This window comes from Pseudomonas edaphica (assembly GCF_965277385.1).
Lineage (GTDB): Bacteria > Pseudomonadota > Gammaproteobacteria > Pseudomonadales > Pseudomonadaceae > Aquipseudomonas > Aquipseudomonas edaphica.
On the sequence record NZ_OZ255725.1, the window covers coordinates 3,730,104 to 3,753,446 of the forward strand.

At 60.8% G+C, this 23,343-nt stretch carries 18 protein-coding genes; 3 read left to right on the forward strand and 15 right to left on the reverse strand.

The window, feature by feature from the left end:
- Window positions 1-188 precede the first annotated feature (188 nt).
- The 7 genes from mdtD to betI all read right to left on the reverse strand — a co-directional run bounded on the left by mdtD (window position 189) and on the right by betI (window position 9,911).
- Window positions 189-1,616 (reverse strand): multidrug transporter subunit MdtD, encoded by a 1,428-nt coding sequence (gene mdtD, locus ACQY47_RS16870; RefSeq protein ID WP_017139382.1) that lies wholly within the window; start codon window positions 1,614-1,616, stop codon window positions 189-191.
- A 35-nt stretch (window positions 1,617-1,651) separates the two neighbouring features.
- Complete coding sequence (locus ACQY47_RS16875; protein WP_428550424.1) at window positions 1,652-2,542, reverse strand: alpha/beta fold hydrolase; 891 nt, start codon at window positions 2,540-2,542, stop codon at window positions 1,652-1,654.
- Between the two features lie 380 nt (window positions 2,543-2,922).
- Window positions 2,923-4,239 (reverse strand): TldD/PmbA family protein, encoded by a 1,317-nt coding sequence (locus ACQY47_RS16880; protein WP_428550427.1) that lies wholly within the window; start codon window positions 4,237-4,239, stop codon window positions 2,923-2,925.
- On the reverse strand, window positions 4,239-5,681 hold the full coding sequence (locus ACQY47_RS16885) for a TldD/PmbA family protein (protein ID WP_428550430.1): 1,443 nt from the start codon (window positions 5,679-5,681) through the stop codon (window positions 4,239-4,241). The genes ACQY47_RS16880 and ACQY47_RS16885 overlap by 1 nt, the downstream gene beginning before the upstream one ends.
- Before the next feature lie 206 nt (window positions 5,682-5,887).
- Entirely contained in the window at window positions 5,888-7,591 is a 1,704-nt protein-coding gene (gene betA / locus ACQY47_RS16890; RefSeq protein ID WP_017139378.1) for a choline dehydrogenase, read from the reverse strand.
- A gap of 144 nt (window positions 7,592-7,735) precedes the next feature.
- Window positions 7,736-9,208, reverse strand: coding sequence for a betaine-aldehyde dehydrogenase (gene betB, locus ACQY47_RS16895; protein WP_017139377.1), 1,473 nt, complete (start codon window positions 9,206-9,208; stop codon window positions 7,736-7,738).
- Between the two features lie 109 nt (window positions 9,209-9,317).
- Window positions 9,318-9,911, reverse strand: a complete 594-nt coding sequence (betI, locus tag ACQY47_RS16900) for a transcriptional regulator BetI (protein ID WP_010207128.1) — start codon at window positions 9,909-9,911, stop codon at window positions 9,318-9,320.
- Between the two features lie 391 nt (window positions 9,912-10,302).
- On the opposite strand from betI, the gene ACQY47_RS16905 reads away from it, so the two are divergent.
- Window positions 10,303-12,237 (forward strand): BCCT family transporter, encoded by a 1,935-nt coding sequence (locus tag ACQY47_RS16905; RefSeq protein ID WP_428557366.1) that lies wholly within the window; start codon window positions 10,303-10,305, stop codon window positions 12,235-12,237.
- A gap of 168 nt (window positions 12,238-12,405) precedes the next feature.
- On the opposite strand, the gene choV is transcribed toward ACQY47_RS16905, so the two are convergent.
- The 3 genes from choV to ACQY47_RS16920 form a co-directional block, all read right to left on the reverse strand.
- A complete protein-coding gene (choV, locus tag ACQY47_RS16910; RefSeq protein ID WP_017139375.1) occupies window positions 12,406-13,584 on the reverse strand; it encodes a choline ABC transporter ATP-binding protein in 1,179 nt (392 codons plus the stop codon).
- Window positions 13,581-14,426: a choline ABC transporter permease subunit gene (choW, locus tag ACQY47_RS16915; RefSeq protein ID WP_017139374.1), complete on the reverse strand. Its 846-nt coding sequence runs from the start codon at window positions 14,424-14,426 to the stop codon at window positions 13,581-13,583. The genes choV and choW overlap by 4 nt, the downstream gene beginning before the upstream one ends.
- A 66-nt stretch (window positions 14,427-14,492) precedes the next feature.
- Entirely contained in the window at window positions 14,493-15,440 is a 948-nt protein-coding gene (locus ACQY47_RS16920; RefSeq protein ID WP_099550374.1) for a choline ABC transporter substrate-binding protein, read from the reverse strand.
- A 414-nt stretch (window positions 15,441-15,854) separates the two neighbouring features.
- On the opposite strand from ACQY47_RS16920, the gene ACQY47_RS16925 reads away from it, so the two are divergent.
- Both ACQY47_RS16925 and ACQY47_RS16930 read left to right on the forward strand, forming a co-directional pair.
- Window positions 15,855-17,231 carry an L-serine ammonia-lyase gene (locus ACQY47_RS16925; protein WP_099550375.1) on the forward strand — a complete coding sequence of 459 codons (1,377 nt, stop codon included), beginning with the start codon at window positions 15,855-15,857 and terminating at the stop codon, window positions 17,229-17,231.
- A 501-nt stretch (window positions 17,232-17,732) separates the two neighbouring features.
- Window positions 17,733-18,836 (forward strand): GlxA family transcriptional regulator, encoded by a 1,104-nt coding sequence (locus tag ACQY47_RS16930; RefSeq protein ID WP_005792167.1) that lies wholly within the window; start codon window positions 17,733-17,735, stop codon window positions 18,834-18,836.
- 109 nt (window positions 18,837-18,945) lie between these two features.
- On the opposite strand, the gene ACQY47_RS16935 is transcribed toward ACQY47_RS16930, so the two are convergent.
- The 5 genes from ACQY47_RS16935 to ACQY47_RS16955 form a co-directional block, all read right to left on the reverse strand.
- Window positions 18,946-19,209: a hypothetical protein gene (locus ACQY47_RS16935; protein WP_017139371.1), complete on the reverse strand. Its 264-nt coding sequence runs from the start codon at window positions 19,207-19,209 to the stop codon at window positions 18,946-18,948.
- A 297-nt stretch (window positions 19,210-19,506) separates the two neighbouring features.
- A complete protein-coding gene (locus ACQY47_RS16940; protein ID WP_428550439.1) occupies window positions 19,507-20,667 on the reverse strand; it encodes a gamma-butyrobetaine dioxygenase in 1,161 nt (386 codons plus the stop codon).
- Window positions 20,668-20,676: 9 nt separating this feature from the next.
- Entirely contained in the window at window positions 20,677-21,156 is a 480-nt protein-coding gene (locus ACQY47_RS16945; RefSeq protein ID WP_428550442.1) for a thioesterase family protein, read from the reverse strand.
- 117 nt (window positions 21,157-21,273) lie between these two features.
- Window positions 21,274-22,239: an L-carnitine dehydrogenase gene (locus tag ACQY47_RS16950; protein WP_056857773.1), complete on the reverse strand. Its 966-nt coding sequence runs from the start codon at window positions 22,237-22,239 to the stop codon at window positions 21,274-21,276.
- Between the two features lie 155 nt (window positions 22,240-22,394).
- Window positions 22,395-23,282: a 3-keto-5-aminohexanoate cleavage protein gene (locus tag ACQY47_RS16955; RefSeq protein WP_017139368.1), complete on the reverse strand. Its 888-nt coding sequence runs from the start codon at window positions 23,280-23,282 to the stop codon at window positions 22,395-22,397.
- Window positions 23,283-23,343 lie beyond the last annotated feature (61 nt).

Genomic DNA, 23,343 nt, shown 5'->3' on the forward strand with positions numbered 1-23,343 from the left:
AAAGCGGTGGCGATGGTAGTCACGGGACTGGCTCTGCAAAACAAAATGTCGCGCAGTGTAACAGGCCCCCTTGGGTTTCTTTGTATGTTCTCGACGAGAAGTACGGGGGGCAGCTACAAGCTACAAGCTACAAGCTACAAGCTACAAGCTTGAAGCTTGAAGCTTGCCGCTTGCCGCTTGCCGCTGCTTTAATGCTCCAGGTCGTGCTCGCGGCTGACGACCCGTTTGCCGTCTTTTGGCGACAGTTGCAGGAAGATCGCCGCCGCCAGCATGGCCATGATGCCCACGGTGAGGAAGGTCAATTGGAACGCGCCCAGCACGCTTTCCACGCCGTCATTGCCCGCTTCGGCAGTAAAGCCGCCGAGCAGGGCACCGGCACAGGCTACGCCCAGGCTCAAGGACAATTGCGCCACCACCGAGAGCAAACTGTTGCCGCTGCTGGCCTGGGCGTCGTCGAGGTCGATCAGGGTGACGGTGTTCATCGCGGTAAATTGCAGCGAGTTGATCGCGCCCAGCACCGCCAGCATGCACAGCAGCAGCGGGTAGGGCGTGTGTTCGCTGACCAGGCCCATACTGGCCAGCATGATGCCCAGCGCCAGGGTGTTGCCGGTGAGCACAATGCGATAGCCCAGCCGCTCGATCAGTGGCCGGGCGATGGACTTGGCAAACATCGCCGCCGCCGCCAGGGGCAGCATGCTCATCCCGGCTTCGGAGGGCGAATAACCCAGTGCCACCTGCAGCAGCAACGGCACCAGAAACGGCAGTGCGCCGCTGCCCAGCCGGGCGAACAGGTTGCCGAGGATGCCCACGGCAAAGGTGCGGGTCTTGAACAGTACCGGCGAGAACAGTGGGTTGTCGATATGCCCGGCACGCAGCCAGTACGCGGCCAGGCAGGCGAGCCCGCCGAACAGCAGCAACATCACCCGCAGGTGCGGCAGGTGCAGTTCGCCCAGGCCTTCCATGGCGATGGTAATCAGCACCATCGCCGCGCCAAACAGCACAAACCCTACACTGTCAAAGCGCGTGCGTTCGCTGCCGCGCAAGTCGGGGATGAGTTTCCACACGGCGTAGCAACCGACCATGCCCACAGGCAGGTTGATCAGGAAGATCCAGTGCCAGGTCAGGTATTGCACCATCCAGCCGCCCATGGTCGGGCCGAGCAAGGGGCCGAGCAGGCCGGGAATGGTGATGAAGCCCATGATGCGTACGAGTTCGGAACGCGGATAAGCACGCAAGACCACCAGCCGCCCGACCGGCAGCATCAGCGCGCCGCCTAAACCCTGGATGACCCGCGCGCCCACCAGCATGGTCAAGGTGCTCGACAAGGCGCACAGCAAGGAGCCAATGCTGAACAGCATGATCGCGCCGAAGAAGATTTTTTTGGTACCGAAGCGGTCGGCCACCCAGCCCGAAGCCGGGATCAGCAAGGCGACGGTGAGCATGTAGGCGATCACCACCCCTTGCATGCGCAGCGGGTTTTCCGCCAAGTCCCGCGCCATGGCCGGCAGGGCGGTGTTGAGAATCGTCCCGTCCAGCGACTGCATGAAGAAGGCAATCGCTACCACCCAGGGTAGCCAGCGGGCGGTCTTGGCATCGAGAGGGGCGCGATTCGGCATGTGAACCCTTTTATTAGCAGGCTATGTGTTGGCGATTATGCGCCATCCGTCGCCCCTTTTCCCACTGGCGGTTCGTCTAATTCCGACAGTGTTGCGTGCTCTCCCACCAGGAAATCCAACAGCGCACGGTGCACTGACATGGCCGCTTCGCGCGACTCCAGGTCGAGCAGATGGCCGGTGTGTTCGGCGACCGCAAAGCTGCTGCGGCCGACATAGCGCTTGAACAACTGGGCCTCGGCCGCCGGCGTGTATTCATCCAGTGCGCCGTTGAGGAAGTGCACCGGGGTTTCGATCCGGGTCAGCTCCGGCAGGTAATTACCATCGCCCAAGGCCAGCACCTGATGGATATGGAAACGCGCCTGGCGGTACTCGGTGGTGGCCATGCTCGACAGGTGCCGATGGTTGTTGCGCTTGAGGCGCGGCGACAGGTATTTGCCGACGGTCTCATTGAGCAAGTGGCCGACGGCGGATTTGTCATCGGCCTCGATCAACACGCGCACGCGCTCCACGTAGTCGAGCATCGCCTGGTTGAGGTTGGGCGCCAGGGCCATCACCACCGAGCTTTGGATGGAGGGTGGGTTGTGGGCCAGGGTCAGCAAGGTGGAGATACCGCCCCAGGAGGCCGACACCAGATGGTTGACCTCGAAGCGCTCCACCAGGGCGCGCAGGATTTGCACCTCGTCGTCCTTGGTCACAAGCTCGAGGTCGGTGTTGTGCTCGCGCGAATAGCCGGAGAACGGCAGGTCGAACAGCAGCACATTGAAATGCTCCGCCAGGCATTTACTGGTTCGCGCGAAAGAGCGTGTGGTGGACAGCGCGCCGTTGACCATCAAGACAGTCTTTTTTTCCGAATCGTTTCCTAGCTGCTCAACATGAACGTTGTAGTGCTTGAACAGCTTCTCTATGACAAAACTTCCATGGTTCATGTCAACGCTCCAGCTTGCCCTTCCCGGGCAAGGTCATGCTCTCGTGGGGTGGGTGGCGGGATGCCACTAACCGTTATAACGAGGTTTTTTGCGGGCGACAACAGGCCGCCCGGGGAGAAGTGTTAGATGGGATTTTGCGGTAGGAAGGGATGAAATGAGGTGTCTGAAATCAATACAAGCCTATGTGGGAACTGGCTTGTATTGGGAGCAGGTCTGTTTGGGAACTGGCCTATGTGGGATCAGGCTTATGTGGGAGCTGGCTTGCCTGCGATGGCATCACTGCGGTGTGGCTGACACACCGAGGTGACTGCATCGCAGGCAAGCCAGCTCCCACACAAGCCGTCCCCCACACAAGCCCGCTCCCACAGGGGGCGTTGTATTTACAGCGTTAGCGTCAGGCGCTTGACCAGCGCCCCCGGCAGCAGGTTGGAGGAGGTATTGCGCTGGCTGTACGTACTCGCCGACAGCAGCAGTTCCCGTTCCGAGGTCAGCGCTTCAAGCTGCGAACCGAGCAGGCTGTAGACACTGTCATCAAACCGCATGGTGCTCACCGGCGCCTTGATCTCACCGTCTTCGACCCAGAACGTGGCAAAGCGCGTCATGCCGGTCAGGCGTGCCGCTGGCAAGTCCGAGTAGTTCAGATACCACAGGTTGCTGATGTACAAGCCAGTGCCCAATTGCTTGAGGATATCGGCCTGGGGCAGGTTGCCTGCGGCCATCTGCAAGGCGCTGGGCGACTCGTCGCTGCTGGCGCCGTTGGTGCTCAGGCCATATTCGGCAGCACTGCGCGAGTTGATCAACTGGCCCTCGGCTTTACCGGCGTTGATCAGCGTGACATCACTGCGCGGGTAGCCTTCGGTGGAAAACGCCTGGCTCAGGGAGCCGCTGATCTGCTCATCGACCTTCACCAGTGGGCTCAGCGACTGCTCACCCGTGTAGAGCTTTTGCAAGCAACTGCCTTTGCTGGCGATGGCCTGGGCGGAAAACCCGCCCCACGTGACAATGCTGAAGATTTCTTCCAACGCCGCCGGGGCCAGGTAGGCGCGGTACTGGCCGGGAGGCAGCTTGTGCAACGGGCGGCCGAGGAACTCCAGCTGCTCACGCGCCCGCTGGAAACGCTCAGTGAACTCGGCGCTGTCCCAGGTGTGCCCGGCGTAGCTGGCTTTCACCGCTTCGCCGTTGGCGTGGAACAGGCTGAAATCGAAGTTGAAGCTATTGGCCTGATGCCAGCCGAACGCGCCGTCGGAACTGGCAAAGCCACGGCTGATGGGGCCGGCAGCGTAGAAGCCCACCAGGTCCACACCTTCGGCGGCCTGGCTGATATCTGCCAGCACCTGAGCCAACTCGGGCAGTGGTCGCAGTTGTTCGTTGTGGTTTTGCCAGGCGTTGTGGTTCAGCAGCAGGTACGGATCCTGCGGCAACAATGGCAAGGTTTCGCGCAGTTGTTGCAGGCCGTCGGCCAGGCGCTGGCGATCCAGCGCCGGCTCACCGGCAAGGGTGATACCGAGGTCGGCGTGACGGCCATCGTTGATCAGCTTGAGGTTGAGGCTGGCCTGTTGCACCTGGCCCGCTTGACGCACCTTGGCGTGGTTGAAGCGCACGAACTCGGACGACTCGTCAGCGTAGCCCAGGTGAAACTGTTCCTTGTCGGTGACGGCTTGCTTGAGCCAACCCACCAGTGCCTTGAAGTTATTCATCAGGCATCTCCCCCGAACACGTCGATATCACTGAACACACACGCCGGTGAAGCGTGGCCCACGCGGATCACCTGGTTGGGTTCGCCTTTGCCGCAGTTGGGCGTGCCCAACACCTGGAAGGTGCTGGCGTCGCCGACGGCGCTGAGGTTGCGCCAGAACTGCGCGGAGATGGCGCGGTAGTTGGGGTTTTTGACCACGCCCTTGAGTTCGCCGTTTTCGATCAGCTGGCCCCACTCGCAACCGAACTGGAATTTATTGCGTGCGTCATCGATGGACCAGGAGCGGTTGGTGCTCATCAGAATGCCGTGCTCGATGCCGCTGACCAGCTCAGCCTGGGTCTTGTCGCCGGCCTCGATATTGAGGTTGGCCATGCGGTCGATGGGCGGCCGATTCCAGCCGCACGCGCGGCTGTTGGCCACGCCTGGCAAGTTCGCGCGAAATTGCGACAGCGCGCCACCCAAGGGCTTGAGCAGCAGGCCATCGCGAATCAGGAATTGCTTGCTGGCGGCCGTGCCGTCGTCGTCATGCCCATAGCTGGCGAGCTGTTCGGGGATGTCCGGGTCGAAGGTCACGTTGAGCAAGGGCGAGCCGTATTGCAGATGGCCGAAGTCACTGGCCTTCACAAAACTGGTGCCGGCGTAGTTACGCTCATCGCCCAGGATGCGGTCCAGTTCCAGCGGATGGCCGATGGACTCGTGAATCTGCAGGATCATCTGGTCGGGCATCAGCAGCAGGTCACGCGGGCCGTGGGGCGTGTTCGGCGCGAGCAGCAGTTGCAGGGCTTCATCGGCGACTGTGCGGGCGGCGCCGGCCAGGCCGAAGCGGCGAATCACGTTCGCACTGCCTTGCTGGCCGAAGTTGGTGCCGCCCAGGGTGCGGGTCTGGCTGTCGTTGCCGTCGAAGGCGGTGACGCTCAGGCCCGGAAAGACGAAACGCTGAGCCTGGCGCAGCTCGGCACCGGCGCTGTTGAGGTAGATCTGTTCAACCCGCGTGGTGCCCAGGCTGACTTCCCAACTGACCAGGCGCTCATCCTTGGGCACGCTGGCGGATTCATCGCCGAGCAGTTGGTAGCAGTCGCTCAGGGATGGGAAGGGCTGGTCGAGGTCGGGCGACAGGTAGTCGGCCACGTCACTGGAGACCTGTTGTGTGTGCAAGTCGAGCAGGGCATGGGGCGAAATCTGCCGGGCTTGCTGTTCGGCGCGCTCAAGGGCTGCTTGCAGGCCGGCGAGGGAAATGTCGTTGGTTGCTGCATAAGCTTCCACGCCGTTGAGGCGCACGGTGAGCATGGCGCCCTCGTCGTGGCTAAGGTGTGGCGGCTCGGCGACGTTCTTGCGTACCGACAGGTACTGGCCGGATTCGCGCACATAACGCAACGAGAAGAATTCGGCGCGGGTGCGCAGGGCACTGAAGTGCTGCTTGAGGGTGGGGTGTTTGTCGAACATGGGGCCTTCCTTGTGGGCGGCTCATCGCGGGCAGGCAACAGAGTAGGCCTGGGGCGGGGAGCTGATCAAGGAAAGTGTCGGGGGGAGCTTTTGCGGTGTCAGGTCGGGCCTCATCGCGGGCAAGCCCGGCTCCCACATTTTGATTTGTGAACACAGTCAAATGTGGGAGCTGGCTTGCCTGCGATGGGATCACCGCGGTGTATCAGTTACTGCGCAGTAGGGCCGACTTCACGCATCGGCTTGCCACGCACCGGCGCATCGCCTGCCACGTAGTAGTCGGCAGTGCTGCGCGGCAGTGGCTTGCGGCCACGGATCTTGTCGGCGATTTTCTCGGCGATCATGATCGTCGGCGCGTTGAGGTTGCCGGTGGTGATGATCGGCATGATCGACGCATCCACAACACGCAGCCCCTGCATGCCATGCACGCGGCCTTCGGCATCCACTACAGCCATCTCGTCGGTGCCCATTTTGCACGAGCAGGACGGGTGGAACGCAGTTTCGGCGTGCTCGCGGATGAACTTGTCCAACTGCTCATCGGTTTGCACGTCAATGCCCGGGCTGATTTCACGGCCACGGTATTGATCCAGCGCCGGCTGCTGCATGATTTCGCGGGTCAGGCGGATGCCGTCACGGAATTCCTGCCAGTCCTGCTCGGTGGCCATGTAGTTGAAGAGGATGCTCGGGTAGTCCCGTGGGTTCTTCGACTTCAATTGCACGCGGCCACGGCTCGGCGAACGCATGGAGCCCATGTGCGCCTGGAAACCGTGCTCTTTCACACCGTTGCTGCCGTTGTAGTTAATCGCGACCGGCAGGAAGTGGTACTGGATGTTCGGCCAATCGAAGTCTTCGCGGGTACGGATAAAACCGCCCGCTTCGAACTGGTTGCTGGCGCCGATGCCGGTGCCATTGAACAGCCATTCGGCACCAATGGCCGGCTGGTTGTACCAGAGCAGCGATGGGTACAGCGACACTGGCTGAGTGCAGGCGTATTGCAGGTACAGCTCAAGGTGGTCCTGCAGGTTTTCGCCGACGCCGGGCAGGTCGTGGACCACCGGGATGTCGAGGCTTTCCAGCAGTTTGGCCGGGCCCACACCGGAGCGTTGCAGCAGTTGCGGCGAAGCGATTGCACCGCTGCACACCAGTACTTCTTTGCGCGCACGGGCTTCAACACGTTCTTCAGCCGCGCCGATCAGGTAACGCACGCCCACGGCACGCTTGCCTTCAAACAACACTTTGTCGGTGAGGGCGTGGGTGACGATGGTCAGGGTCGAACGCTTTTTAGCCGTGTCCAGGTAACCGCGTGCGGTGCTGGCGCGACGGCCTTTAGGCGTGACGGTACGGTCCATCGGGCCGAAGCCTTCTTGCTGGTAGCCGTTCAGGTCGTCGGTACGCGGGTAACCGGCCTGTACGCCGGCTTCAACCATCGCGTGGAACAGCGGGTTGTTGCCGGCTTTAGGCGTGGTCACGCTGACCGGGCCGTCGCCACCGTGGTAGTCGTTGGGGCCGATGTCGCGGGTTTCGGCTTTACGGAAGTACGGCAGGCAGTCGAGGTAGGTCCAGTTTTCCAGACCTGGCAGTTTTGCCCAGTTGTCGTAGTCCATGGCGTTGCCACGGATGTAGCACATGCCGTTGATCAGCGAAGAACCACCCAGGCCTTTGCCGCGACCGCATTCCATCCGACGGCCGTCCATGTGTGGCTCAGGGTCGGTTTCGTAGGCCCAGTTGTAGCGACGGCCTTGCAGCGGGAACGCCAGCGCGGCAGGCATTTGGGTACGGAAGTCAAAACGGTAGTCCGGGCCGCCGGCTTCCAGCAGCAGGACGGTGACGCCTTCGTCTTCGGTCAGACGGGTCGCCAGGGTGTTACCGGCGGAGCCGGCACCCACAATGATGTAATCGTATTCTTGGGACATTGGATGCACCCTCTTTTGAGATGGTCAGGTCGGGCCTCATCGCAGGCAAGCCAGCTCCCACATTTTATTGGGTTAACACAGCACAAAATGTGGGAGCCGGGCTTGCCCGCGATGGCGGCCTCGCGGGCAGTACAGCGCTCGGATTTAGAACACCGAGGCGTAGTCGCCCAGCTCAACCTGTACCGATTTGATGCGGGTGAAGTTGTTCAGCGAGCTGATACCGTTCTCACGGCCAACGCCCGACTGCTTGTAGCCGCCAACCGGCATCTTGGCGTCGGATTCGCCCCAGGCGTTGATCCAGCAGATACCCGCTTCCAGCTGATGAATCACGCGGTGGGCGCGGTTCAGGTCCTTGGTCACCAAACCTGCGGCCAGGCCGAAGTCGGTGTCGTTGGCGCGGCGGATCACTTCTTCTTCGGTCTCGTAAGTGAGGATGCTCATCACTGGGCCGAAGATTTCTTCACGGACGATGGTCATTTCGTCGGTGCAGTCGGTGAACACAGTCGGGGCCACATAGGCGCCTTTGGCGAATTCGCCGTCGGTCAGGCGGTCGCCGCCGCACAGTACGCGGGCGCCTTCTTCCTTGCCTTTGGCGATGTAGCCGAGCACGCTTTCCATGTGGGCGAAGCTGACCAGCGGGCCGAAGTTGGTGTTTTCGTCTTGTGGGTTGCCAACACGAATGCGCGCAACACGCTCAACGATCTTGGCTTCGAACGCCGCTTGCAGGTGTTTCGGCACGAACACGCGAGTGCCGTTGGTGCAGACCTGGCCGGAGCTGTAGAAGTTGGCCATCATGGCGATGTCGGCGGCGCGATCCAGGTCGGCATCTTCGAACACGATCAGCGGCGACTTGCCGCCCAGTTCCATGGTCACTTCTTTGAGCGAGGAGCTCGAAGCGCTGGCCATAACTTTCTTGCCGGTGTCGGTGCCGCCGGTGAACGAGACTTTCTCGATACGCGGGTGTTCGGTCAGCCAGGTGCCGACTTCACGTCCGCTGCCGGTCAGCACGTTGAACACACCGGCTGGAACGCCAGCTTCGGTGTAGATCTCGGCCAGTTTCAGGGTGGTCAGCGAAGTGACTTCGCTTGGCTTGAAGATCATCGCGTTACCCGCCGCCAGGGCCGGTGCGGATTTCCACAGGGCGATCTGGATCGGGTAGTTCCACGCGCCGATACCGGCTACTACGCCCAGCGGCTCGCGGCGGGTGTAGACGAACGAAGTGTCGCGCAACGGGATCTGCTCGCCTTCGATGGCTGGCACCAGGCCTGCGTAGTATTCCAGCACGTCTGCACCGGTGACGATGTCGACGTATTGGGTTTCGGAGAAGGCTTTACCGGTGTCCAGGGTTTCCAGGGCGGCCAGCTCATCGTTGCGCTCGCGCAGGATGTCGACGGCACGGCGCAGGATGCGCGAACGCTCCATGGCGGTCATGGCGGCCCAGATTTTCTGGCCTTTTTCAGCGCTGACCACGGCACGTTCCACGTCTTCCTTGGTGGCGCGTTGCACTTGGGCGAGAACTTCACCGTTAGCCGGGTTGATGGCTTCGAAGGTGGCATCGCTGCCAGCGTCGCTGTAGCCGCCGTCAATGTAGAGTTTTTGCAGTTCGAAACGGGCCATAAAGTCCTCGCAAGTGCATAAGTGGTTGGCGTTACCCGCCGAAAGTGGGCCATGGGGTTGTGGCAACACTGAGCGGCAGACGTTCAGGGGTTGAGCGTTTATGTGTGCTCTAACTCACCTGCTTGGCCAATTGGAAATCCATGTATTCGTAAGCGATCCGTTGCGCCTGCTCCGTGTCGAAAGCGTCTCCCGACAGGGCGCCGCGCAACCACAAACCGTCGATCAGGGCCGCCAGGCCTCTGGCTGCTTTGCGTGCGTGCGGCAGCGGTAGCACTCGGCGGAACTGGCAGCACAGGTTGGAATACAGACGTTGATCGTTGATCCGCTGCAACCTGTGCAATGACGGGTGGTGCATGCTGGTGGCCCAGAAGGCCAGCCAGGTTTTCATTGCCGGTCCGTTGACCTGGCTGGCGTCGAAGTTGCCCTCGATGATCACCCGAAGGTGCGCCCGTGGGCTGTCGTCCTTCAGCGCAAGCCTGCGTTCGTGGACGTTCTCGATCAGCACATTCATCAAGTACCGCATCGTTGCGGCGATCAGGCCGTTCTTGTCCTGAAAGTAGTGACTGATGATGCCGTTCGAGACGCCGGCCAAACGGGCGATCAGCGCAATGCTGGCATCTCCCATTCCAACCTGATCGATGGCCGTCAAGGTGGCTTCGATCAACTGCTGGCGGCGTATGGGTTGCATACCGACCTTGGGCATGTAGCACCTCTCCTTAGGCCTGCCGTTGGGCGTTAAACGTCCGTCGGCTTGATGGCCAGTCTATTTTGTTTTGATTGAACGTTCAATCAACAAAGAATAAGATCTGCGACAAATGGTCGCTGCCTACAGATTTTTCCTACCTGTGAGCAACGTCCTCTGACACCTGCAAAAACCCTTGAAACAGGCCGTATCAGGGCCTGGCCACTGCCTAGGCGCGGCTCAAGAATTTTCGGGGTGTCTTTATAACACCCGTCCGTCGACTGCCGAAAAATCGATGTCCCGGGATAACCGTTGCCTTGTGTTTCTCTCTCGCACTGCCCGGAGCATCTGCGCCATGAGTTCTGCCTCTCTTATAAAGACCCCGCCGGAAAAGGTCAGGGTCAACGGTTGGGTGTTTTACACCTCCACCGCGCTCATTCTGTTGTTGACCGCCATTCTGATCATCGCCCCGCAGGAGGCCGGGCGCATGCTCGGCATAGCCCAGGCGTGGTTGTCGAAAAGCTTCGGCTGGTACTACATGGTGGTCATCGCTGCCTACCTGGTGTTTGTGGTCGGCCTGGCGTTTTCGTCCTACGGTAAATTGAAACTGGGCAGCAAGGACGACACCCCGGACTTCAGCTACGGCGCCTGGGCCGGCATGTTGTTCTCGTCGGGCATCGGCATCTCGCTGCTGTACTTCGGGGCTTCCGAGCCTTTGGACCACTACTTCAACCCGCCCGAAGGCGCCGCCGCCAGCAATGGCGCAGCCCGCCAGGCGTTGCAGTTGACGTTCCTGCACTGGGGCCTGCACGGCTGGGCGATTTATGCGCTGGTCGGCCTGGCCGTGGCGTACTTCGCGTACCGTCATAACCAGCCGTTGGCCTTGCGTTCGGCGCTGTACCCGCTGGTGGGCGAGCGTTGGGTCAAAGGCGCGGCCGGCCACGCGGTGGACGGCTTCGGCATGTTCGTGACCCTGCTGGGTCTGGTGACGAACCTGGGGATTGGTTCGATGCAAGTGTCGTCGGGGCTTGAAAACCTGTTCGGCATGCAGCACAGCAACACCAACCTGCTGATCGTGATCATTGTGATGAGCACCGTGGCGACCATCGCTGCCGTGTCGGGTGTGGAAAACGGCATTCGCCGCCTGTCCAACCTCAACATCGTGCTGTTCAGTGGCTTGCTGATCTTCGTGCTGTTGTTTGGCCCGACCCTGCACCTGCTCAATGGCCTGGTGCAGAACACCGGTGACTACCTCAACGGTATCGTGCTGAAAACCTTCGACCTGTATGTGTACGAAGGCGACGCCGACAAGACCGAGCGCTGGATGGGCCTGTGGACCCTGTTCTACTGGGCCTGGTGGATTTCCTGGGCGCCATTTGTAGGCATGTTCATCGCGCGTATCTCCCGTGGTCGCACGGTGCGTGAACTGGTGGCCGGCGTGCTGCTGATCCCGCTGGGCTTCACCCTGGCGTGGTTGTCGATCTTCGGTAACTCGGCGCTGGACCTGGTGCTGAACCACGGCGCAGTGGAGTTGGGCAAGACGGCGCTGGAGCAACCGTCGATGGCCATCTACCAACTGCTTGAGCATTACCCGGCGTCGAAAATCGTGATCGGCGTGTCGATCTTCGTGGGCTTTGTGCTGTTCCTGACCCCGGCGGATTCCGGCGCGGTGATGATGGCCAACCTTTCGTGCAAGGGCGGCAATGTGGATGAAGATGCGCCGCACTGGCTGCGGATCTTCTGGTCGGTGGTGATCACTCTGGTGACCATCGGCCTGCTGTTCGCGGGTAACTTCGAAGCCATGCAAACCATGGTGGTGCTGGCGGGGCTGCCGTTCTCGGTGGTGCTGATTCTGTTTATGTTCGGTTTGCACAAGGCGATGCGCCAGGATGTGGCCATCGAACAGGAGCAGGCGCAATTGGCCGAACGTGGTCGTCGTGGTTTCAGCGAGCGTTTGACCGCCTTGGACCTGCAACCGAGCCAGGGCACGGTACAGCGCTTTATGGACAAACACGTTACGCCTGCGTTGGAAGAAGCGGCGAGTGTGCTGCGTGACCAAGGGCTGGAAGTGCAGACGCTGCTGGGTAAATCCAAGCGCTGCATCGGTGTGCGTATCGAGATGGAAGAGGGCAACCCGTTTGTCTATGAAGTGAGCCTGGATGCTTACTCCTCGGCACCGAGCGACCTGCCCGAAGAAGAGCGCACCCGTTACTACCGGGCCGAGGTCTACCTGCACAACGGACCTCAGGAATATGACCTGATGGGCTTCGCCCAGGAGCAGATCACCCGGGACGTGCTCGATCAGTTTGAAAGCCATCGGCAGCTCCTTGGCCGTGTCTATAGCTGATGGTTGAGCCGAGCGGCGCCGTCACTGGCGCCGCTGTTCCAGGCTTGGAATGAGGTCAAATGTGGGAGCTGGCTTGCCTGCGATAGCGGTGGTGAATTCACTAAAGCTATCGCAGGCAAGCCAGCTCCCACATTGACCCAGTTTCTTCAGTTGGTTTTGCGGTACCGACTAGCCCAGGTTCTTGCCCAGCAGGGCATGGTACAGCTCGCTATCCCCCAGAATCCCCACCACCTGGTTGTTGTTATGCAACACCAGCTTGTTCCCCGTGTGATACCGGATCTGCAACGCATCGCGCATGCCGATATTGGAATCCACCAGCGTCGGTACCCGGCCCAAACCTTCCACCGGTTGCCCCGGCGCCCAGTTCTGCAGGTTCAACGGCGTGCCGTTCTGGCGTGCGCCCTTGATCACATTGCCTTCGGCCAGGTCCAGCCACGAATCGCCGCCCGGGTCCAGGCTGATGGAGCCGTTGACGTGGGTGCAGTTCTCTACGGTACGCATCAGGCTGCGCCCGCACAGCACGTTCAGCGGGTTGGTATGGGCGACGAAGGTGCGCACATAGTCGTCCGCCGGGTTCAGCACAATCTCTTCCGGCACGCTGTACTGGATGATCTTGCCGTCTTTCATGATCGCGATGCGGCTGCCGAGTTTCAGCGCCTCATCCAGGTCGTGGCTCACGAACACGATGGTCTTGCTCAGCTTGCGTTGCAGTTCCAGCAGTTCATCTTGCAGGCCTTGGCGGATCAGCGGGTCGAGGGCCGAGAAGGGTTCGTCCATCAGCAGGATATCGGCATCCATCGCCAAGGCGCGGGCCAGGCCGACGCGCTGCTGCATGCCACCGGACAGCTCGTCGGGCTTCTTGTTACGCCACTGGGCCAGGCCCACCAGTTCGAGCTTTTCATCCACCAGCGCGCGCCGTTCTTTCTCCGGGCGGCCCTGCATCTCGAGGCCAAAGCTGATGTTCTCGCGCACCGTCAGCCACGGCATCAGCGCGAACTTCTGGAACACCATGGCGATGCGCTTGGTGCGCATCATTTTCAGCTCGGCGGGCGTGCAGGACGCAATGTCGATCTGGCGGCCTTCGTGCTCCACAAACAGCTGGCCGCGGCTTACGGTGTTGAGGCCGTTGATGCAGCGCAGCAGGCTCGACTTGCCGGAACCGGACAGGCCCATCAGCACGCAGATCTCGCCCTTCTCAATGTCCAGGCTGGCTTTTTCAACGCCGACGATCTGCCCGGTCTTTTTCAGGATCTCGTTACGGCTCATGCCCTGGTCCAGCAGCTTGAGCGCTTCGCGTGGGTCTTTGGAGAAGATCACGTCGACATTGTCGAATCGGATAATGCTCATGCATCACCCCCTACTTTGGCGTCGGGTTGTTTGCAGATGCGGTCGAGCATGATGGCCAGCAAAACGATTGCCAGGCCGGCTTCAAAGCCCAGGGCAATGTCGGCGGTGTTGAGTGCGTTGACCACCGGCTTGCCGAGGCCGTCGGCGCCCACCAGGGCCGCGATCACCACCATCGACAACGACAGCATGATGCATTGGGTAATGCCGGCGGCAATGCTCGGCATGGCGTGGGGCAGTTCAATGCGTGAGAGCAACTGACGGCGCGAGCAGCCAAAGGCCTTGCCGGCGTCCATCAACTCTTGCGGTACATCGCGGATACCCAGGTAGGTCAGGCGGATAGGCGCGGCAATCGCGAACACCACCGTGGAGATCAAGCCAGGCACCACACCCAGCCCGAAGAGGGTCAGGGTAGGGATGAGGTAGACGAAGGTCGGTACGGTCTGCATCAGATCGAGCACCGGCCGCATCATGGTGTAGAACAGCGGTTTGTGTGCGGCAACAATGCCCAGCGGCACACCGATGACCACGCAGACCAGGGTGGCGAACAACACCTGCGCGAGGGTTTCCATGGTTTCCTGCCAGTACCCCAGGTTGAGGATCAGCAGGAAGGAGGCGATGACAAAAACGGTCAGGCCCCATTTACGTTGAATAAAGTGAGCCAGCAGCGCAATCAGACCGATCAATGCCAGCGGATTGAACCAGGTCAGCGCGAACGTCACGCCGTGGATCATCGTTTCCAGGGTCGATGCGATGGCGTCGAAGTAGTTGGCACCATGTTTGGTCAACCATTCGACGAAGGCAGCGATGTACTGGCCTAGTGGGATTTTCTGTTCAGTCAGCATGGTAGTGAATGTCCACATGCGAAGGGGAAAACATCCCGGGGCAGCGCACCGCCCCGGGGTCAGCACTTACTTGGCGAGGTATTCCTTGACGGCCTCCAGGCCGGGTTTGCCATCAACCGTGGTCACACCGGCGAGCCAGGTGTCGAGCACTTGCGGGTTCTTCTTCAGCCAGGCTTTGGCTGCGGCGTCGGGCTTCATCTTGTCGTCGAGGACGTTACCCATCAGGGTGCTTTCCATGTTCAAGGTGAACGACAGGTTTTTCAGCAACTGGCCGACGTTGCTGCATTCCTGGGTGTAGCCCTTGCGAACGTTGGTGTAGATGGTGGCCTGGCCGTAGTTGGGGCCGAACGAGTCGTCTCCGCCGGTCAGGTACTTCATCTTGAAGCGGGTGTTCATCGGGTGCGGTTCCCAGCCCAGGAACACGATGGCCTGGTCACGCTTGGAGGCGCGTTCCACCTGCGAGAGCATCCCGGCTTCGCTGGACTCAACCACTTTGAAACCCGCGGTTTTCAGGCCGAAGGCGTCTTTGTCGATGAGGGTCTGGATAGTGCGGTTGCCGTCGTTACCCGGCTCGATGCCGTAGATCTTGCCGCCCAGCTCATCCTTGAATTTGGCGATGTCGGCGAAGTCTTTGAGGCCTTTGTTGTACAGCGCCTCCGGGACCGCCAGGGTGTACTTGGCGTTTTCCAGGTTGGCGCGCACGGTTTCCACGGTGCCGGCATCACGGTATTGCTTGATGTCGTTTTCCATGGTCGGCATCCAGTTGCCGAGGAAGATGTCCATGTTCTTGCCGTCGGCCAGGGACTTGTAGGTCACCGGTACCGAAATCATCGTGGTGCGCGGTTTATAGCCAAGGCCCTTGAGGACTTCGCTGGTGGTCGCGGTGGTGACAGTGATGTCGGTCCAGCCGACATCGGAGAAGTTAACGGTCTTGCACTGTTCCGGTTCTGCAGCGTGTGCCAGGACTGGCAGACTCAGCATGGCGGCCAACAACAACGAGGGTGAACCTTTCATCGGGGTAGACTCCTGTGTCTTTTCTGGCGGCATTCGCCGCGCTTTATAAGTGTTGCGGTTGGGGCGTGCATCGAGGCGACGGCACGGTGCCTTGCAAACGAGTCGAGACTGATCATGTACCAGTGAAAATCTGACGCCTACAGGGGGCGTCGTATCCAGTACAGGGATGGTCGTATCCAGTGTCGGTGACGTCGCTTACAGATTTTTCCAATGGCAAAACCGCAGTTTTTACCGATCTGAACCGCTAAAAACGGCCAAAATGCCCGATCGCACGAGAGCGGCGTTGTTGAGCATGGTTACGTCGGTGTGAGACGCCGTGAAGGCAAGCAAAAGCTTGATGATGCCGCCATCTGGGCGATCTGAGCGTAGCACCTCGTTCAAGCCTGGCCGTGCTTATCGAGGAGTTCTACCGCAATGGCTATCAGTGTTTTCGACCTGTTCAAGATCGGCATCGGGCCTTCTAGTTCTCACACCGTCGGCCCCATGCGCGCCGCAGCGTTGTTCGTTCAGCACTTGCGTGAACGTGGAGTGTTGGAACAAGTACGTCGCGTTGAAGTTCAGCTATATGGCTCGTTGTCGGCCACCGGCATCGGCCATGGCAGCGACACGGCGACCATCATGGGCCTGATGGGCGAGTGGCCGGACGCAATCGACCCGGCGCAAATCGGCCTGCGTATTCACACCCTGCGCGAGACCGACACGCTCTTGCTCGACGGCCGCCTGCCGGTGCCCTTCGTCTGGGCACGCGACATGCGCCTGCTCGACGAAAACCTGCCGTTCCACCCCAACGCCATGACCCTGGTGGTGTTCGATGATGACGGCGAGCTGCACCGCGGCACCTACTATTCAGTCGGTGGTGGTTTTGTGGTGGACGAGGCCCAGGCGCAGAGCGGCGTGGCCGATATGGACCGTACCGAACTGCCGTATGATTTTTCCAGTGCTGTGGAGCTGTTGCAGTTGTGCAAGACCCACAACCTGCGCGTCGCCGAACTAATGTTGGCCAACGAAAAAACCTGGCGCAGCGAAGACGAAATCCGCAGTGGCCTGATGAAGCTCTGGCGCGCCATGCAAGACTGCGTGGAGCAGGGCCTCAAGCACGAAGGCATCCTGCCCGGTGGCCTGAATGTGCGTCGCCGCGCCGCCAAGTTGCACCGCAGTTTGCAGGAGCTGGGCAAACCGAACGTGATTGGCTCGACCTTGAGCGCCATGGAGTGGGTCAACCTCTTCGCCCTGGCGGTCAATGAAGAAAACGCCGCCGGTGGGCGCATGGTCACCGCCCCCACCAATGGCGCGGCGGGGATTATTCCTGCGGTGCTGCACTACTTTATGAAGTTCAGCGAAGAAGTCACCGAAGCCAACGTGGTCGACTATTTGCTGAGCGCTGCGGCCGTCGGGATTCTGTGCAAGAAAAACGCCTCGATTTCCGGCGCCGAAGTCGGCTGCCAGGGTGAAGTCGGTTCAGCCTGTGCCATGGCCGCTGCGGGACTTGCCGAGATCCTCGGCGCCACGCCGGAGCAACTGTGCAACGCCGCCGAAATTGGCCTGGAACATAACCTCGGCCTGACCTGCGACCCGGTCGGCGGGCTGGTGCAAGTGCCGTGCATCGAGCGCAACGCGATTGCGGCGGTGAAGGCGATCAACGCCGCGCAGATGGCGCTGCGCGGTGATGGTCAGCACTTTATTTCCCTTGACCGGGTGATCCGCACCATGCGCGATACCGGCGCGGATATGCATGACAAGTACAAAGAGACTTCGCGGGGTGGTTTGGCCGTCAGCGCAGTAGAGTGTTGATTCAGTAATGCCGCCATCGCAGGCAAGCCAGCTCCCACATTTGGAATGCATTCCCCTGTGGGAGCAGGCTTGCCTGCGATAGCGGCAGTTGCAGCACCACTGCTCATAAAGTGAACACCGGAACCCAAAAGCGCCACCTTTTAGCGCGTCGCAAATAGATAAGTAGCTTGCGAACGATTCCGTGCCTCACCACTCGTCACCCGTGCGTGCGGTGACAGACTTTTCCCACGCCCGCAAAGCGCCTTCCCACAAGTGCTACCGATCTGCTCACACCCCAGAGCAGGGCCGGTCTGACGTCCATTTCTGGCCATATTCCGCGCTCCCCGCGCGGGCTTATATAGACGCGTCATCAGGTCGTTTTTAGGAGTTATTGGATGGCCATTCAATTTTAGGCATGGCATTTGCTCTACCCATTCAAAGCCTCGCTCCTTGCTGGAGACGAACGCAATAACAAGAGCCTCGCCTGAGGCCATCACCCGCTTTGTGTGAGGAGATACCGCGATGACGTCGTTCAACTCCGGGGCCCAACCCCAGAACCGTGCGCCTCAATCCATCGGCTTTTTGCTGCTGGACAATTTCACGCTGATTTCCCTGGCTTCGGCAGTGGAACCGCTGCGCATGGCCAACCAGCTGTCCGGCCGCGAGCTGTATCGCTGGACAACCCTGAGTGTCGACGGCAACCAAGTGTGGGCCAGCGACGGTCTGCAAATCACCCCCGATGCCTCCATGCACAAAGCCCCGGCCCTGGACACTGTGATTGTGTGCGGTGGCGTGGGAATCCAGCGTACCGTTACCCGTGAGCACGTGTCGTGGCTGCAAAGCCAGGCGCGCCAGTCGCGTCGCCTCGGCGCCGTGTGCACTGGCAGTTGGGCCCTGGCCTGCGCCGGTTTGCTCGACGGTTTCGATTGCAGCGTGCACTGGGAATGCCTGGCGTCGATGCAGGAAGCCTTCCCGCGCGTGGCCATGAGCACGCGCCTGTTCACCCTCGACCGTAACCGCTTTACCAGCTCGGGCGGAACCGCGCCGCTGGACATGATGCTGCACCTGATCAGCCGCGACCACGGCCGTGAATTGTCGGCGGCCATCTCCGAGATGTTTGTGTACGAGCGCATCCGCAATGAACAGGATCACCAGCGCGTGCCGCTCAAGCACATGCTCGGCACCAACCAGCCGAAACTGCAGGAAATTGTCGCGCTGATGGAAGCCAACCTTGAAGAGCCGATCGACCTGGACGAACTGGCGGTGTACGTCGCCGTGTCGCGCCGCCAACTGGAGCGGCTGTTCCAGAAATACCTGCACTGCTCGCCATCGCGCTACTACCTCAAGCTGCGCCTGATTCGCGCGCGGCAATTGCTCAAGCAAACGCCGATGTCGATCATCGAAGTAGCGTCGGTGTGCGGGTTTGTGTCCACGCCGCACTTCTCCAAGTGCTACCGCGAATACTTCGGCATTCCGCCACGCGATGAGCGCGTAGGTTCCAACACGACCCAGCAAGTGGCGATGATGCCGATTCCGCAGGCGTTGGTGCTGTCACCGTTGTCGGGGCCGATGTCGGCGTTGAGCCAGGCGCGTAATGAGTCGACGTTTGCCAGTGTAAGGCTTTAGACCGAGGTGGCTTTATCGCAGCGATGCGGCGACCCGACAAGCCAGCTCCCACATTTGAATTGTGAACCCAGTCAAATGTGGGAGCTGACTTGCCTGCGATAGCGGTCTATCAGGCGCCCGAGCTTTGTTTGAACTGCACCAAAGCCGGCAACAACTGCTTGTCGATCGCCTGGCGCACCGCCGGCAAAATCGTCGCGCTGCCGGTGTACATCTGCTCCACCATGCCCTTGAGTGCCTTGGCCCGCGCGGCACTCAAACCGCGCACCGCACACTCGCAAGCCTGTTCGGCGCTGGCGCCGCTGGATACCTCAAATCCCAGCGAGCGCAGCTGGCTCAGCAGGTCATCCTGGTCAATCAAGTCCGCGTGCATCATGACGTTTATCCTGGTGTAGGGAACGGGATTGAATGGGATTCTGGTAGGCCCTCGGCCGGTCGGCAAGGGCAGAATCGGCGAATGGCTCAGATGGCTATGAACAGGTCGTTTTCGGGTCATTTACCGATAGCAACAATAGGCACACTGAGGGCCAGGCACGCACCTTGAAGGTTTGGTCACCCTCGGGATGTCACGCTCACACCAAGCACTCTGCCCCGATCCAGTCACGGCTGGCCCGGGGCTTTTTTTGGCTGGGGTTTGTGGGAGCTGGCTTGCCTGCGATGGCCGCACCCCGGTCTACCTCTGCAACACCAATATCCGGGACAACAACTCATCCCGATCAATGTAACAACCCTGAAAATGCCGCGCCCCCGAAGCCGGGTCAAACGCATTGCGCGCATGCAAGGTGCGGCGGTTATCAAAGCACCACAACTCACCCGGATTCAGGCGTTTGACCAGTCGAAAACGGTCTTCCCGCGTCATCGCAATAAAGCGCCGATACGCCCGATACAACAACGGCATCTGCTCCACCGGTGCCTCAAACGGCCCGCGCAAAAAGTTGGCCATGCGGATCTCCGCCACATCGCCCAAGGCATCCAGCGCAATGATCGGGGCCAGGCGGCGGTAGTCGCTGTGCCGGTCTTTATTGCGAAACTCCACCGGGATTTCACACAGTGCGCGAAACGCCTCCGGGTCTTCCGTGCGCAGCGCCTGGGCGATGGCAAACCCATCGACAAAAATGCTCTCGCCACCGTCAGCGTCGTTCACCAGGCAATGCAAAAATTGCAGCCCCGGTTGCAGCTCCCGTGTCGGCAAATCACTGTGCAGCGGCAGGTTGAACGCGGTGTAAGCATTGCTGTCGGCATCGGCCCTGGACTGCACGTTGAACAGCACGCCGAAGTTGCTCTCGCGGATAAACGAAATACGCTTGGCGATCAGTGCCAGCGAGCCCGGCTCGGTGGGTACGCCACGGATTTGCGTAAGGCCGCCGTCACGCAAGGCCAGCAGCCATTGCAGCAGGGCTTTGGGGTCTTCCATCACCGCTGAGTATTCAAATATGGGCAGTTCGAAGGTGCTGCCCCACAGTTGCGACTGGGGTTTGGCAGCGCGGCGTTCGGCGCGTGATTGATCGTCATAGGCATGGGCGCGCAACCAGCCTGGATCGTACTGGCTGCGATGGCCGCCGTACCATTCCACGCACAGAAAACCTTGATCGATGTGCGCGCTTAGGGCGCGCAGATGCTCGTCCACATCGACAATTTCCAGCACCTGCTCGCGGGTCACGCTGTACACGCATTGGGCACAGGGGCAGTTGTCCCGCAGCCACTGATGATGGAACGGGCTGACCCGCCCATCGGCCCACTGCACGCGAATCTGGTTGTCCAGTACCTGCGCCTCGGCAAGGTCGCAGATCTTCGGGTAAGTACGGAAATCGGCAACAGCGGCGGCGGTTTGCATGGTGATTCCTTATTGTTTTTTGGGTGGTAATCCGATCACTCGGCCCAGCAAGGCAGGGCGCGGCAGGTCGGCCTGTTCGGCACTGATGGTCGCCAGTTTCTCCAGCGTAGCCTCAGTGAACGGCGCTGAATGCGGCCCCGCCAGATCGACGTGCAGCAGCATCTGCTCGTTGCCGGCCAACTCCTTCGTGTCGCCCACAAGGTGCAGGCTGTGATAGAGGTGCAGGCGCTTGGCGTCGTGGGCGATCAGTTGGGTGTGCACCTCCACCTCGGCGCCGAGTTTTACTTCGTGCAGGTAGTTCAGGTGCAGTTCCAGGGTGAACAGCGAGTGGCCGCTGGCTTCGCGGTTTTCGCTGTCCAGCCCGAGGGTGTCCATCAGCGCGTCCGTGGCGTAGCTGAAGATCAGCAGGTAAAACGCGTCACGCAGGTGGCCGTTGTAATCCACCCAGTCGGGCTGGATGTTGGTGGTGTAGGTGGTCAGTGCAGGCATCACATATATTCCAGAATGTATGCAGTCAAAATGTGGGAGCTGGCTTGCCTGCGATGGCGATGGTGAATTTTGCATCGCTATCGCAGGCAAGCCAGCTCCCACACAGATCAACAGCGGTTATTCAGCGAAGCTCATGCCGTGTTTGGCTTTGGTGGTTTTCACCGCTTCCAATACCGCCAGCAAACAATCATCACGATAGCGCTCCAGCGCCGAAATGCTGTGTTTACCCAACTGATCGCTGGTGCCGTCGACCACATCGTCAATCAACTTGTCGGTCAGCTCCGGCGCCGGCAAATACGTCCACGGCAACTGCAACGCCGGGCCGAACTGCGCCATGAAATGCCGCATGCCGGCATCGCCACCCGCGAGGGTGTAAGTCAGGAATGTGCCCATGAACGACCAGCGCAAACCGGCGCCAAATCGGATCGCATCGTCGATTTCACCGGTGGTCGCCACGCCGTCATTCACCAGGTGCAGCGCCTCACGCCACAGCGCTTCGAGCAAGCGGTCAGCGATAAACCCCGGCACTTCCTTACGCACATGCAACGGGCGCATGCCGAGGGATTCATACACCTTGATCGCCGCCTGAATTGCCTCCGGCGCGGTGTGCTTGCCGCCCACCACTTCCACCAGCGGCAACAGGTAAACCGGGTTGAACGGGTGGCCGACCACACAGCGTTCCGGGTGGGTGGAACCTTCGTAGAACTCGCTCGGCAACAGACCTGAAGTGCTCGAGCCAATCAGCGCATTCGGCTTGGCCGCTGCGCTGATCTTGCTGTGCAGTTCGAGTTTCAGCTCCAGGCGTTCCGGGGCGCTTTCCTGGATGAAGTCGGCGTCTTTTACGCATTCCTCAATGGTGGTTACAAAGCGCAGGCGATCCTGAGAGGCGCCCGGCGCCAGGCCTTGTTTCTCCAAGGCGCCCCAGGCGTTGGCAACGCGCTTGCGCAGGGCCGCTTCGGCGCCAGGCGCCGGGTCCCAGGCGACCACATCCAGGCCGTGGGCCAGGGCGCGGGACACCCAGCCGCTGCCGATAACGCCGCTGCCGAGGGCGGCGAAGGTTTTGATTTCAGTGATAAAGCTCATGTCGACAATCCCTGAGTAATTCGGTGATCAAGGTGGGAGCTGGCTTTTCGAATCGTCGCACCGCTGCGATATCGGTGTATCAGTTGGTGCATTCGGTGCAGGTGTACCGCTATCGCGGGCAAGCCCGGCTCCCACAGGGTTTTGTGGTGTCTGAGTTAGCCGCGCTTGGTCAGGCCCATCTTGATTCGGCCCTCCGCCGGGGTCATGACCCGCGCGCCCAGGCGGCTGAGGATTTCACTCGCACGTTCCACAAGCTGGCCATTGGTGGCGAGCACGCCTTTGTCCAGCCACAGGTTGTCTTCCAGGCCGACCCGCACGTTGCCGCCCAGCAGCACCGCTTGCGCCGCCATGGGCATTTGCATGCGGCCGATACCGAAGCCGGCCCACACGGCGTCGGCAGGCAGGTTGTCGACCATGGCTTTCATGGTGGTGGTGTCGGCCGGTGCGCCCCACGGGATGCCCAGGCACAGCTGGAACAGCGGGTTATCGAGCAGGCCTTCCTTGATCATCTGCTTGGCAAACCACAGGTGGCCGGTGTCGAAAATTTCCAACTCGGCCTTAACGCCCAGCTCTTGAATACGCTTGGCGCCCGCCCGCAGTTGCGCCGGGGTAGAGACGTAAATGGTGTCGCCATCGCCGAAGTTGAGCGTGCCGCAGTCCAGTGTGCAGATCTCCGGCAGCAACTCCTCAACATGGGCCAGGCGCGTCAGCGGGCCGACCAGGTCGGTGTTGGGGCCGAACTCCATCGGGTTCTCGCCGCCGCCGATTTCCAGGTCGCCGCCCATACCGGCGGTGAGGTTGACGATGATGTCGATGTCGGCCTCGCGGATGCGCTCCATCACTTCGCGATACAGCGCCACGTCGCGGCTGAACTTGCCGGTTTGCGGGTCACGCACATGGCAGTGCACCACGGTGGCGCCGGCCTTGGCGGCTTCCACCGCGGCTGCGGCGATTTGTTTGGGAGTGACCGGCACGTGCGGGCTGCGGCTGGTCGTGTCGCCAGCACCGGTGAGTGCGCAGGTGATGATGACGTCGTGGTTCATGAGGCGGTTCCTTACAGGCGGGCGTAGTGATGCCGTTCGCAGCCAACAGCGACTGCGATAC

Coding starts and splice junctions, on each gene's coding strand:
- ACQY47_RS16945 (WP_428550442.1), bottom strand. CDS start 21,156: ATGCCTGCACTGACCACCTACACCACCAACATCCAGCCCGACTGGGTG.
- ACQY47_RS16940 (WP_428550439.1), bottom strand. CDS start 20,667: ATGCAAACCGCCGCCGCTGTTGCCGATTTCCGTACTTACCCGAAGATC.
- ACQY47_RS16885 (WP_428550430.1), bottom strand. CDS start 5,681: ATGTTCGACAAACACCCCACCCTCAAGCAGCACTTCAGTGCCCTGCGC.
- ACQY47_RS16950 (WP_056857773.1), bottom strand. CDS start 22,239: ATGAGCTTTATCACTGAAATCAAAACCTTCGCCGCCCTCGGCAGCGGC.
- ACQY47_RS16930 (WP_005792167.1), top strand. CDS start 17,733: ATGACGTCGTTCAACTCCGGGGCCCAACCCCAGAACCGTGCGCCTCAA.
- betI (WP_010207128.1), bottom strand. CDS start 9,911: ATGCCCAAGGTCGGTATGCAACCCATACGCCGCCAGCAGTTGATCGAA.
- ACQY47_RS16955 (WP_017139368.1), bottom strand. CDS start 23,282: ATGAACCACGACGTCATCATCACCTGCGCACTCACCGGTGCTGGCGAC.
- choW (WP_017139374.1), bottom strand. CDS start 14,426: ATGCTGACTGAACAGAAAATCCCACTAGGCCAGTACATCGCTGCCTTC.
- ACQY47_RS16935 (WP_017139371.1), bottom strand. CDS start 19,209: ATGATGCACGCGGACTTGATTGACCAGGATGACCTGCTGAGCCAGCTG.
- betA (WP_017139378.1), bottom strand. CDS start 7,591: ATGTCCCAAGAATACGATTACATCATTGTGGGTGCCGGCTCCGCCGGT.
- ACQY47_RS16875 (WP_428550424.1), bottom strand. CDS start 2,542: ATGAACCATGGAAGTTTTGTCATAGAGAAGCTGTTCAAGCACTACAAC.
- ACQY47_RS16920 (WP_099550374.1), bottom strand. CDS start 15,440: ATGAAAGGTTCACCCTCGTTGTTGTTGGCCGCCATGCTGAGTCTGCCA.
- ACQY47_RS16925 (WP_099550375.1), top strand. CDS start 15,855: ATGGCTATCAGTGTTTTCGACCTGTTCAAGATCGGCATCGGGCCTTCT.
- betB (WP_017139377.1), bottom strand. CDS start 9,208: ATGGCCCGTTTCGAACTGCAAAAACTCTACATTGACGGCGGCTACAGC.
- mdtD (WP_017139382.1), bottom strand. CDS start 1,616: ATGCCGAATCGCGCCCCTCTCGATGCCAAGACCGCCCGCTGGCTACCC.
- choV (WP_017139375.1), bottom strand. CDS start 13,584: ATGAGCATTATCCGATTCGACAATGTCGACGTGATCTTCTCCAAAGAC.
- ACQY47_RS16880 (WP_428550427.1), bottom strand. CDS start 4,239: ATGAATAACTTCAAGGCACTGGTGGGTTGGCTCAAGCAAGCCGTCACC.